Annotated in this window: 1 protein-coding gene (running past one end of the window); it reads right to left on the bottom strand. The window is 69.4% G+C overall.

Annotated features, from left to right (window positions below; all coding sequences use genetic code 11):
* The coding region annotated (locus tag ACOJTB_RS03075) for a beta strand repeat-containing protein (RefSeq protein ID WP_420101047.1) crosses the window boundary (this coding region is incomplete at its 3' end): on the bottom strand, positions 1 to 13,694 show 13,694 of its 32,765 nt. The annotated region extends 19,071 nt beyond the left edge of the window.

The following is a 13,694-nucleotide window of genomic DNA, read 5'->3' as shown; positions in this document are numbered from 1 at the left end:
GAGCCGCCGACGCCGACCGCGAGCGAGGCGGCGACGATGCCGGCCTTGATGGTCGCGGAGGCTTCCGCCGTCACCGAGACGGCGCCCGCGCTGTCGATCAGGCTTTCGTTGGTGGTGGCGCGGGTCGAGGTGTTGATGACGTTGGAGGCGAAGGCGCCGGCCCCCGCGACCGCGACGCCGTTGCTGCCGCCGCCGCTGATGCTGATGGCGGCGGAGGCCGCGACCGCTTCGACCGAACCGGCCGATTTCGCAGCGATCACAATGTCTCCGGCGGTGGTCTTCAGGCCCTGATCGAGATTGTTCAAGCGAGCCGAGACGTCGTTGCCAATCTGATTCAAGGCGATGCTGACGCCCATTGCGACCGACACGCCGGTGGTGCCGCCGACGCCGACGGCCAGGCTCGCGGAGAGCGCGGTCGCCTTGATGGCAGAGCTGTCCTGCGCGCGCACCAAAGCGCTCGCGGCACGGATTCCGGGCGCGGTTCCGCTGCCGTCGCCATCGACCAGCGCCTGGGTGGCAAGGCCGATCATGTTCTGCGCGTAGGTGCCGCCGGCCGCGACGGCGACGCCGTTCTGGCTGGAGGCGGAGAGGCCGGCCGCGATGGCCAGGATGGTGGCGTCGATCGTGTTGGTCGAGGTCGCGGTGACGGAGAGCGCCCCGGTGGCCCGGACGCGGCTGCCGCTCAGCGTCGCGGTGACGCCGGCGCGGGTGCCCTGAACGGGGGTGTCGGAGAGGCGATTGGTCGCCGCGTCATAGGCGGTCCCGGCGCCGATCTGGTTGAACGCGATCGCGATGCCGAGCGCACCCGCGCCGGCCGACGCGCTGCCGGAGGCGCCGAGCGAGGCGGAGGCTGCGACGATGGCGGCCGCGATATCGAGCATGCTCGTCGCCTGCACCGTGACGGCGCCGGCGGCATCGATCACCGTCCCGGAGATGGCGGCCGCCGTGGTGGAATCGATCAGGTTGACCGCGCCGGCTCCGGCCGCGGCGACGCCGACGCCCGTATTGGACGCGCTGACGCCGGCCGCCATGCTGGCGGCGGCCGCGACGGTGTGGATGCTGCCCGTGCTGGCGGCCGTGACCGAGACCGCGCCGGTGCCGGTATCGACAGAGCCGATATTGGCGAGCCGGGCCGAAACGGCACCGGTGATGCGGTTCACCGCGACGGTGGCGCCGATCGAGACCGAGGTCGCGGTCTGCTCGCCGAGCGCGACCGAGAGCGTCAGGGCACCGAGATTGGCGGAGATGAGCGAGGCGTTCGAGGCTGCGACCGTCACCGAGGAGCCGGTCACGACCGCCGCATCGGCGATCTCGGCCACGGTGGCGACGCCGATGGTGTTGCCGGCGCCGGCGCCGGCGAGTGAAACGCTGGTCGCATTGCCGGTGCCGCTGGCGGAGACGCCGATCGAGGCGGCCAGAACCAGCGCGTCCACCGTGCGCTGCGTCCGTGCGGTCACCGCGACGGCACCGGCGCTGTAGACCGAGCCCCGCAGAACCGAAGCGCGCACCTGATCGGCCGTGCCGATCTCGTTGGTGGACACGGACACGCCGATCGAGACGCCGACCGCATTGTCCTTGGTCGCGACGCCGGCCGCCACCGACAGCGCGCCCGTGAGCGACTGGATGGTCGAGACGTCCTGCGCCGTGACGCCGAGCGAGCCGACCGCGCTGCCGGCTGTGCCGACCGGGCTGTCGGTGATTTCGGCGACGGTCGAGCCGGTGATGGTGTTGAGCGCCAACGCGCCGCCGCCGCTGACGGCGGCGCCCTGCCCCTGGCCGCTGATCTGCGCGCCGACGGAGGCGGCGATGGTCTGCGCGACGATGCGCGCCTCTCGAGAGGCCGAGACGGCGACCGCGCCTGTGCCCGTGACGGAACCCGCCGAGCGGATGGCGGCAGTCACGCTGCTGGCGATGTCGTTCTTCGAGACCGAGGCGCCGATCGCGACGCTCTGGCTACCGCCGGTCGATTTGCCGGTGAGATTCGCCGAGACCGAGACGGCACGGGCGTGAGCCTCGATGGCCGCACGGTCGCGCGCGGTGACGCCGACGCCTTCCGCGCCCGAAGCGACGGCCGCATTGGCGAGGCCCGTCTCGTCGATCAGCGCGGTCAGGCCGGTCGCGATCTTGTTGCCGGCGTAAAGACCCGCGCCGGTGAAAGAGGTGTTGCCGCTGCCGGAGCCGCCGGAACCGCTGGAGGCACCGACCGCGACGGCGGTGGCGCCGATCTCGGCGGTGATCGACGCATCGGACTGGGCCGCCACGGAGATGCGCCGGTCGGCACGCAGGCTCGATCTGGTGACCTTCGCCGCGGTGTTCAGCGTCGAGGTGGTGCCGGAGCCGAAGCCGTTCCCGGTCGGCAGGCCGCTGCCATAGAAGCCGACCATGTTGAAGGCGAGCGTCACGCCGATGGCGACGGCGGACGCCGCGTCGCTGCCGATGGCGACCGACACCGCCGTGGCGTCGGTCCTGGCGGCGATCCGCGAGGCGTTCACCGCCTTGACGTCGATCGCGCCGCTGCCGCCCCTGCCCTGCGCATCCTCGGCGGTGGTGCCGTGGGCGCGGATCGCGCTGCTCGCGATATGCGCGTCCACGCCGCCGAGAATGGTGTTGAAGCCGAGCGCGCCGCCGCCGGCGAAGCTGAGATTATCGCTCTTTTCCTTGCTGATGATCAGCGAGATCGCGGAGGCCGAGGTCTCTGCCGTTATCGTCGCGCCGCTGCGCGCCGTCACCGCCACATTGCCGCTGGCGGCATCGAGATCGGCGACCGAGTCGATGCCGGCGGCTAGTTCGCCGTCGACGATGGTGTTGCGGGCGAGGCTGAGGCCCACCGTGACGGAGGTTTTGGTCTGTGTGGTGCCGGTACCGCCGGTCCCGCCCGTGCCTCCGGTTCCGCCCGTGCCCCCCGTTCCCGACGTATCGGGCAGGACATAGGCGACCGCGATGACCGGTGCGCTGACCTTGGCATTGATCGCCGAGCTGCTCTCGGCCGTGATCGCGACGCCGGCGGCATGAACGCTCGCCGCATTGGAGAGCTCGGCCGTCGTCGCGAGCTTGATCAGATTGAGGGCGCTGACACCGCCGATGCTGGTCGTCGCCTCGCCGACGCTGGTGACGGCATTGGTGATCTCGGCGTCGATCGTCGCCTTCGTGCTCGCGGTCACGGAGACGAGACCGGTGGCGTTGATCGGTGTTGAATCGATCAGCGCCCGCGCCGCGAAGGGCTGCTGGCCCTGGATGATGGTCGCCAGATCGGTGCCGACCAGCGCATCGACCATATCCAGCAGGAAGTTCTGCGAGGGCGAGCCGATCTTGTTGGCGGCCAGCGTGATGCCGACCGAGGTGCCGCTCGATTCGACGGTGCTGTCGATGTTCGCCTTGATCGCGGCGGTGTTGGTCGCGGTGGCGGAGACATTGCCGACGGTCGCGGGTGTCACGGCGGCCGCGTCGCCGAGCTTCGAGCCACTGATGGTCGCCGTCGCCGAACCGAGCACGGTGTTGCCGGCGATGACGGCGCCGAGGGCCAGCGAGGTGCTGCCGGCTTCCTTGCCGGGCGGCAGCTTAGACTCGACCTTGCTGGTGATGGTGGCGGTGATGCGGCCAGTCTGGCTTGCGGCGACGGTCACGTCACCAGCGCGGGTCACGACCGTATTCGTCAGATCGGCCGCGGCCGAGCTGCTCACATTGTTCTGGACCAGAATGCCGCTGACGGCGGTTGCGTAAGGCTTGGCCGGGGTGGAGGAGGTGCCGGTCCCGCCGGTCCCTCCCGTCCCGCCGGTGCCACCCGTTCCACCCGTGCCGCTCGTGGGAACAGGCGTCGAGGAGCCGGCCGTGTCGGCGTTCTCGCCGAGGTTGAGAATGCCGGGCGGCAGGAACTTGACGAATTCCTGCAGGTTGTTCTCGCGCCAGCCGGCCGCGTTGGGGAGATCGGCCCCCTGGAAGTCGAACGATCCGGCCGCACCAAAATAGACATAGAATTTGTCGGCGCCGTTGACCTTCGCATAGGCGATGTCACCGAACTTGACGTCCTGCCGCCCCGACGCGGTGGTGAAGTTGTAGTTCTCGAGGATCTTCTTCGAGAAGTCCTGGAGAAGGCTGGGCTTGGTCAGGCTCGACAGCGCCGACAGGGTGTTCTCGGCGGTGATCGTGCCGGCGCTCGCCGCGCTGACGGTCAGGGCGCCGCCGGTGGAGACGGTCTTGGCCGGTACCGCGGTCTCATCGATCGAGGCGACGGCGCGAGCGTTGACCATGTTGCTCGACAGGGCGAGGCCGACCGCGAAAGCGCTGGCGTCCTTCAGCACCGCATTGGCGGCGCTGGCCTTGTTCGTGAGCGTGGCCGCGATGGTGGCGTTGGAGTTCGCCTGAACGCTCAGTGCATCGCCCGCGACGACGGTGGTCGCGACGATCCGCGCGGAGGCGCCGTTCGGCGTGTCGTCGAGATGCTGGGCGTTGGCGATCACCGGATCGCCGGTGATCGTATCGACCGCGCGGAACAGCACGTTCTGCTCGCGCCAGCCCACCGTGTTGAAGGCGAGCGTGACGGCGACGGCGCCATTGTCGCTGGAGGTGGCGGTCTTGGTGCTGGAGTCGATGTGCGAGGTGTCGGCGGCAGTGACGGCGATGGACGCCGCGCTGTCCAGGGAGCTGTTCGTCATCAGCGCGTCGGCGCGGCCCAGCACGGTGTTGGTGGCAATGATGCCGCCGATGGCGAGGCTGCGGGTCTGGGTGGTGTTGGACGAAGCCTGGCCCCCGGTCGGCTTGTAGGAGCTGGCGGACTTGACCTTGGCGCTGCTGTCGGCGGTCGCGGTGATCGTCGCCGCGTCCGTGGCGGTGACGGCGATGTCGCCGGTCGTCACGATCCGCGCGGAGGTGATGGTCGCGCTGGCGTCGGCATGCACCGAATTCAGGACGACGAGCCCTCCGATCGCAAGCGCATTGGCGCTCTGCGGGCGAGTATTCGCGGCAGGGTTGGTCGAGGACGGATCGCCGGTGGGCGCGGTCTTGTTGTCGGTCGGCGTGGCAGCGGCAGGGGTCGTCGGCGTGGTGCCGGTTCCGCTCCCCGTTCCCGTGCTCGGGAGCTTGAAATCATCCGGCAGGAAGGAGGAATCGAGCGAACGCTTCCAGAGCAGCTTGTCGGTGAAGTCGGTCGCGGCGAGGTCGAGCGACGTCGTGGTTCCGCCCATATAGATGTAGATGTCGCCCGCCTTGTAGTCGCTGGCGCTGTTGGCGATCTTCACCCAATCGGCCTTGCCGCTGGTCTTCGTCGTCAGGTCGATGCCGCCGATGAGCGCGTCCTTGAGATCGTCGGACGCGACATATTTCCAGATCTGCCCGCCCGAGGTCGCCAGCGTCTGGCCGGTCTTGACCGTGACGCGGCTCGCGCTCGCGGCGCCGGCCTGGTCGTAGGTCGGCTTGGCGTAGCCATCGGCAATGCGCACACGCGCGCCGAAGCTCACATCCTGAAGGTTCGCTGTCTTCTTGTCGGCGGAGGTGGTGCCGAGCGAGGTGTCGAAATCGGAGAGGCTGAGCCCGAACTGGCTGAGGAAGGCGTCGAGATCGGCCTTGATGCCGTCGATGCGCTCCTGCGCCGCCTTCTTCAGCCCTTCAACGCTCAATTCCTGACCCAGCAGGTTGCCCAGCACCTGCTGGGCGGCGCTGCCGGCGCGCAGGGCCTCGTCCTTCAGTAGGCCGAGCTTGGAGGCTTCGATCAGCCCTGAGACGGCGTCGCCGCGGGCCTTCTGCGCATCGGTCGCGTTGAGCGCGCCGGAGAGCTTGCCCTGCGCGATCGTCAACGCGCCCTTGAGCGCCTGGTTCTCCGTCGCGGTGCCGATCTTGGCGACGATGGCATCGATCGCGGCGGAGATCGCGCCGTCGAGCGCCGCCAGGGCGGTCGCATCGAGATTGACGAGCTTGTCGATCAGCGCCTTCGCCTGGGTCTCCAAGGCTTCGAGCTGGGTGAAGGCGCCCTCGGCGAGCTCCTTGGCCTTGGCGATCTGCGCGACGAGCTTGTCCTCGAGCGCCGTCACCTCGGCGGGCAGAAGATCGCGCCGGTTGCGGACGAGATTGCCCTGGATCGTCCGGGCCTGGACCTCGTTGGGGTCGGTCGAGAAGTCCGAGGGCAGGAACTTGTTGATCTTGCTCTGGTCGGTCAGCGCTCCGCCATCCGTCTTGGTGACGGTCGAGCTGGTGACGATCTGAACGTTGGAGGTGATGGAGGCTGCGTTGTCAGCCGTGACGGCGAGCTTGCCGCCGGCACGCAGGATGTCGCTGCCGCCGGCCGCGTCGACCGCCAGCCCGCTATTGTCGATCGAAGCCTGGGCGCTGCCGCTGACCTTGTTGGACGCCAGCACGACACCGAAGCCGCTGCCGCCGGAGCCCTTCATGGCGTCGGTGCTGCTCTGGGCCGCATTGCTGATGGTGGCGTTGATCTTTGCCGCCGCCTTGGCCGCGACGACCAGGTCGAGCCCGGCCGAGGCCTTCGACGAGACGATGCTCGCCCTGGCGCCCGAGCCGACTTCTCCGCCGAAGGCGTTGGCCAGCTCGGGCGAGCCGATCAGCGCGTCGATGGTGTTGAACAGCAGATTCTGGGTCGCGTAGCCGACCGAATTGAAGGCGAGCGTGACGGCGGCCGAGACGCCGCCGCCCTCTCCGCCCGTCGTGGTCGAGGAGGCGCGCAGCCGCGCATCGACGCCGGCCTCGTTGTCCGCGGTGACGGAAAGCGAGCCGGTTTCCGCCGTGGCGGTGGCGCGCAGGATCGAGGCTTCCGCCCCGCCGCGCACGACATTGGTCGCGGCGATGCCGTTGGCGGCGATCAGCGTCGAGGAATTGCGCTGCTGCGGCTGGCCGGCGGTCGGCGTCGCGGAATTCTTGAAAGACTGGCCGCCGGAGGCAGCGACGGTGCTGACGACGGTGGCGGCGATGTCGCTTTTGTCCGATGCGATCACCGAGAGATCGCCATGGGCCACGACCAGCGCATCGGTGATGCGGGCAAGCGCCCCACCGGTCACCTCGTTCATGACGATCAGCCCGCCGAACGCCTTGGAAGCCGGCGGCGGGGTCGGCGCGGTGCTGGCCGGCACGCCCACTTCGGTGGTCGAGGGGGTGACGCCGAAATCGGTCTTGGTCGGCTCGGTCGTGCTCGCCGGGGCGGGCGCGACCTTGTCCAGCTGCGGGGCACCCGCGATAGCGAGTTCGCTGACCCAGTCGCTCGTCGTGTAGTCGTTGCCCTTCAGCGTGACCTTGGCATTGTCAGGGCCGCGATAGACATAAACCGCGCCCTTGATGCCGGTGGACAGGTTGTCGTTGACCGAGAAGCGAACCTTCTCGCCGACGCGCATATACTGATAGCCGTCGAGCGAGGAATAGCGCGGGCGGCTGGTGGTGACCGTGGTGGTGGTGCCGGTCGTCGTATCCTTGGTGACCGTCGTGGTCTCGTCGGCGGCCTGGGTCGTTCCGGCGGTGTCCGTCGGCTTCGTCGGCACCGTCGCGACGGTGACGCCCTCGGCGAGGCTCAGCCATTTGGTGCGGTCGGTATAGTCGGCCTGTCCGAGATCGAGCGCCGTGGTCGTCTTGGCGCCGACATAGACATAAACCTGGCCGTTCACGCCCTTGGCGTTGGCGGCGCTGTAATCGCTCGCGAGCCGCACCCGGTCGCCGGTCAACAGCTGCTTGGCGCCTGATTTGGTCGTGTAGTCATAGGCGCCCAGCGCGCGCGTCTCGGCGATCTTCGCGATGGCCGCGACGGTGCCGTCCACCGCCGAGGCGCTGATCAGCGTACTGGTGGCGGTCACGCCGGCCTGGTTGACGGCCTTCACGGTGACGCTGCCGGCGGCAGAGCGCACCGTCGCCTGGCTGGCGACGGGCGTGACGGCCGGGTCGGGATTGCCGATATAGGCTTCGGCGCGGCCCGAGACCTTGTTGGACGCCAGCAGCGCGCCGGCCGAGATGCCGCGCGCGCCGGTCTGGGCGGTGTGCTCGTAATCGGCGGCCGTTTCCTGCTTGACCTCGTTGCCAAGCGTCGAGGTGATCTGGACGGCATTCTCCCCCGAGACCAGTACGTCGCCGAAAGCGCGGATGGTCGAGCCGGTGATGAAGGCGGTGGCGTTGGCCGGGCGTTCGCTGTTGGTCGCCGAGGCGATCAGCGGGTCGCCGACGATGGTGTCGATGGCATTGAAAAGCGGGTTCTGCGGCACATAGCCGACGCTGTTGAAGGCCAGCACCACGCCGATCGCGGCCGTCTCGCCCGCAACCGAACCGATCGCGCTCGCTTCGATCTCGCCGCTGTTCAGCGCCTCGACCGAGACGATGCCGCCGGTCGGGGTCGCGGCGTCGCCGCCGTCGATGCTGCTGGCGGAGATCGAGGCCTGCGCGCCGTTCTGCACAGCGTTGGTGACGACGATGCCGCCGAAGCCCTTGCCGCCCTCGATGGTGCTGGCGTCGGTCGCGGCGATCTTGGCGCCGGACTCGGCCTTGACCGTCACGTCGCCGCCGGTGGCGACGACATGGACGTTGCGGACGAGCGCCTGCGCCTGACCCTGCACATCGTTGCGGGCGAAGATGGCGCCGAGGCCGGTCGAGTCGATCTTGCCGGTCTTGGGCTGCGATCCGGTCGTGCCGCCGGGTACGATATTGGTGGCGTCGAGCTTCTTCCAGAGCGAGAAATCGCCGAAATTGCGGGCGGTATCGCCGAGGACGGCGCCGGTGATGGGCGTGCCGCCCATATACTGGTAGACCGCGCCCTTCTCGCCGGCGCCCGCGCCTGTCGGAGTCCAGCTGTCGCTCAGGCGGATCTTCTGGCCGAAGGCGATGTCCCGCGTGCCCGATGCGGTGGTGTAGTCGTATTCGCTCAGCAGCTGGTCGGCCGTCTTGAGCGCACCGGTGACCGAGCCGGTCTTCACCGCCTTGGCGCTGGCGCCGACGGTGGTGCTCGCGTCGATCGCGACGCTGTCCTTGGCCGAAACCGCAAGACCGCTGCCCTGAACGGCCTTGTTGTTCGCGCCGCCATCGACGAGCGCGGAGGCCGCGCCGCTGACGCGGTTCATCGCGACGAGACCCGAGACGGCGAGCGCCGAGGCACTGGCGCCCTGCGCGGTCGCCGAGACCTCGTTGCCGAGCTCGGCCGAGATCGCGCCGGAGGATTCGGCCGTGACGGAGACGAGGCCGGTGGCGGTGACGGCGGAGTCGTTGATCGAGGCGCTGGCCTGCGTCGGCGCGCCATTGCCGAGATTGGTGCCGATGACCGCGTTCAGCGTGTCGAAGGCGAGGTTGCTGCTATCATAGCCGATGGCGTTGAAGGCGAGCTGGATGCCGGCGGCGCGCGCCGTCGTCTGCGGCGGGTTGATGGTGCCGCTGCTGCCGCCCGTCCCGGTGCCGGTCGGCCCGGTGGCGGCGGCGTTGATCTGCGCCGCGATGGTCGCCGAGATCGCCCCGGCAGTGGTCGCCTTGACGCTGACGGCGCCGTCATCGCTCGTGGTCGTGACGGTGCTGGCGTCGATCGTCGCAATCGCGACGGCATTCACGGTGTTCGAGGCGATGACAGCGTTGACGGCGAGCGCGGTCGCGTTCGAGGTCTGGGCCTTGTCGAAGGCGGAGGTGGTGCCGGGCGTGCTTTCGGTGGTGTCGCCGGCATCCGCCTTGTCCTTCAGCGTCGCGACCGCCGTGACGGTCGCCTCGGCCTTGGCGGTGATGGTCGCGCCGCGATTGGCGGCGACATCGACGCTGCCGGAGGTCACGTCGCTGCCGGCGACGATCCGCGCGGTGGCGCCGCCGGCGATCTCGTTGCGCACCACCATGCCGCCGACGGAGGTGGCGCCCGAGCCGGTCGCCTTCTTCTGCACGGTCTCGGCATCGTTGACCGGGCGCCAGAGATCGCGGTTGGCATAGTTCGCGGTCTTGAGATCGACCTTGGTGGTCGCGTCGGCGGTACTGTCCGTGCCCATATAGGCGAAGAGAGCGCCCTTCTGGCCGATCTTCGCCCAGGTCGTGGTGTCGGTGTAGTCCGTCGTGGCGAGGTTCAGCGGCGCCGAGGCCGCGGTGCCGAGATAGCGGTAATAGGCGCCCGCCTCGCCCTTGGTCGCGGGATAGCCGTCCTGCAGCAGCACGACATTGCCTGGCTGGACGACGCGCGTGAGCGTCGGTGTGGCCGGAGGCGTCGGCGGGGCAGAGGGGTCGGCCGGATCGACGGCCTTGTCGGCGGCAGGCTTCACCGGCTCGGGCGAGCTCAGGATGGCGCCGGGGAAGTCGAGCAGGACGCGCTGGCCGAGCTTGATCGCGACCGAGCCGGCATTCAGCTTGAAATCGGAGGATTTGGTGGCGGAGGCCTGCGGCAGGCCGCCATCGCTGACCGCCTCGCTGGAGGCCACCAGTTTCACATTGGCGTTGATGGTGGCCACGTCGTCCGCATGGACGGAAAGGGCACCACCGTTCACGACGGTCGAGGCCGAGATGTCGGCGAGGGCCGAGCGGCCCAGCCGGTTGGCGGAGAGCACGCCGCCGATGCTGCGGCTGGAGGCGCTGGCGACGGTGCCGCTGCCGGCGGAGGGGTCCTTGCGCTTGGCGAGGCCTGCGGCCTGAAGGCCGGTGTTCAGCACGCCGCGCTTGAGATCGGCCTTCGCCTTGTCCTCGGCCGATTTGGCGGGGCTCGAGGTGGTGACCACGCTGCTGACCGTGGCGTTGACCGTGCCGGCGCTGGACGCCACGACCGAAACCGCGCCGTCGGCCCGCATGCTCGCATTAACGACCCGCGCGATGATCTGCTGCGCGGCCGGGAGGGCGAAGAAGCTGGTGCCGAGGAAGGCATCGAGCGCGCTGCCGGCGAGCTTCTCGGCGAGAGCGCCGGTCAGCGTGTTGTCGGCCCTGTAGCCGATCACGTTGAACGCCGCAGCGCCGCCAATCGCGGTTGCGCCCTTCTCCGAAGCGCCATTGGCCGATGCGCGGGCGCGGGCGTCGATGGTGGAGAGGTCGATCGCGGTCACCGAGACGTCGCCTGTGCGCCCGGCGGTCAACGCCGTGCCGCCACCCTGCGTCGCGCGGACCGTCGAGCCATCGACGGTCGCCGTGGTATTGCCGAGCACGATGTTGGCGACGATGGAGCCCGCCACGCCCACCTTGGTGGCGACGGCGGAGGCCTCGGCGGTGGCGGCCAGCGTCAGCGAGTTCTGCGCCAGCACCGAGACGCCACCGTCACCGGCGACGAAGGCGTTGCGGATCATGGCCGTGATCGCACGCTCGGAGGTGTTGATGGCGGAGGCGCGACCGACGCCGAGCGCAGCGGTGCTGCCGGAATCCACGCCCTCGACATAGGAATCGGTGTCGAGCGGCAGGCCCGTGGCGGTGGCGGCCGTGGCATCCACGGCTGCGATCGAGATGCTCCCCACGGCCGTGAGCCGGGCGGTATCGACCGAGATGGAGGTCGAGCCGGTGAGGAGATTGCGGGCGTCGATCGCCGCCGCGGTCACTTCCGTGGTGTTGGCGGCGCTGATCGCCGCCGAGCCCATCGCCAGCGCGACGCCTCGGACCTGGACGCTCGCTGTATCGTTCACGGAGTTGGCGACGGCGCCCGCCTTGAGCGGGGTCGCCATCGAGCCGTTGCTCTCGCCGTCACCGGCCACGGCCGTGGTGGTGCCGTTCGCGGTCACCGTGCCCGGCGTCGAGGCGCCGACGATGGTGGAGACGACGCCGCTGTTGCGGGCCGACAGCGACAACGCGCCATCGGAGGTGATGACCGCAGGGTCGGCCTGCGCGGGCGCGCTCGCCGGCAGTGTGCCCGCCACAGGTGTGCCGACGACCACGGCGGTGGTGCGGGCGAGGTCCGTCTTGCCGTTCAGGGCGAAGAAATTCAGCAGATCGCTGAGGACGGGGATGCTGCTGTCGTCGGTCGCGATCAGGCGGGTGTCGACGCTGGTCGTGTCCTTCGCCGAAAGCTCGACCGAGGCTCCAGCGGGAGCGGCCGCGCCGTTCGGGCGGGCCTGGACGATGCGCGCCGCAGGATCGACATCGACGCGGGTGACGTTGGTGACGCTCGTCGCAGTCGATTTGAACGCGCCGGTCACGGCCTGGATCGTCGGCGTCAGCACCTCGAGCAGCGAGGTCTCGCCCTTGGCGACAGCCTTCACCTGGTCGGCGGTCGAGCTGCCGGCATTGGTGAGCGTGCCGACGCCCGGCAGGACGAGGCCCAGTTCCTTGATGTCGATATCGACGGCGGTCTGCGCGCCGAGTTTGACCGTGCCGCCATTGATCCGGCCGGTCGAGGTGACGGAGATCGTGGAGGTGTCGGTCAGCGTGGTGGTGACGGATTTCAGCTGTGGCGAATTGTCCGAGACGAGCTTGACCGTCTGCCCGACCGTCGTGGTGATGTCGGCCGCGCCGTTGCTCGCAGTGACCGTGCCGGCGAGCGAGACGGTCGCGACGCCGTTGGACGTGACCGAGACGGTGGAAGCCAGGGCCGGGATCGTCGCCGAAGCGGCGGTGTTGATCCCGATCGTGCTGCTGACGGCGATCTGCACCGAGGTGCCGCTGATGACCGCGCCCTGGGCGAGGCTGAACGCCATGCGCGCATCGACGCTGCTCGACAGCGCATGGTTCTGATCGACCAGGACGGTGTCGACCGCGGCATCGGCGGCGAGGCGGATACGGCCGGTCGCGGTCAGGCCGGTGGCGCCGGCATCGATCGTATTGGCGCCGGCGCCGCCGGCGAAGGAGACATCGACATCCCCCGCGATGGTGCCCGTATTGCCGAAAATGAGAGCGTCGTCACCGGCCCCGCCTGCCACGGACAAGGCCGCTGCCGGCGGCAGCGACGCGATGCGGAACGTATCGGCACCGGCGCCCAGAACGACGCCGAGGCTCGCGGTCGGCGCGCTGAAGCTGACGAGGCCCGCGCCACCGGTGCTGCCGAGCGTATAGAGCGAGCCGCTCTTGCCCAGCGTGGTGTCGGAGGATGCGCCGAGCGTGGCGGAAAGATCGAGCGTCAGCCCGCTCACGGCGCCGCCGAAGCTGCCGCTCAGGCTGGAATTGGCAGCGAAAGCGAGCTTGTTGGTGCTGCCGGTCGCGCCCTGCAGCGTTTCCACCCCGCTGAACGTCGCCTGGAACCGACCGGCCTGGACGCTGCCCTGGTCGGCGCCGTTCAGCGCCCAATCGGCCGTCGCGCCGGTGTCGAGCACGACCGTGTCGGCCCCGCCCTGCCCCCGGAATTCGAAGCTGGGAAGCGTCGCTCCCGAGGCGTATTTCTGGAACTGCGCGAAGGAAGCGGTATCGACGCGGATGACGTCCTTGTCGCTGGAGCCGGTGATCAGGACCGAGTTCAGATCACCGATATCCCCGGAGGCCAGCACCTTGCCCGGATCGCCGGCGGCGCCCTGCTGGTTCAGATCGATGATCTGGACGCGCTGCACCGGCTGCGACTGGGGATCTGTCGTCTTCGTCGTGTCGATCAGCCGCACCAGAAGCTGATGCTCGGCCGCGGCCGGCAGGCTGTTGCCGATGTCGATGGTGATGTCGGTGTTGAGCAGGACGCGCGGCTCGAGCGGATCGAAGATCAGCCGGTCGCGGTTGAAGGCACGCTCGGCCTTGGCCTTCAGCCGGGCCACGAGGTCGCGCTTGGTGGGACGCAAGGCGCGCGGACGATGCTGCGCCTCGCGCCGTTCGCGGCGGCGGAACAACGCTCCGAAGAACCCCTTGGACTCGAAAGGAAACGCCAT

The organism is Allobosea sp., assembly GCF_048595345.1.
In the GTDB taxonomy this organism is placed as follows: Bacteria; Pseudomonadota; Alphaproteobacteria; order Rhizobiales; family Beijerinckiaceae; genus Allobosea.
Note: the sequence above shows the minus strand (reverse complement) of the source record. Positions and strands in the feature narration are given on the sequence as shown.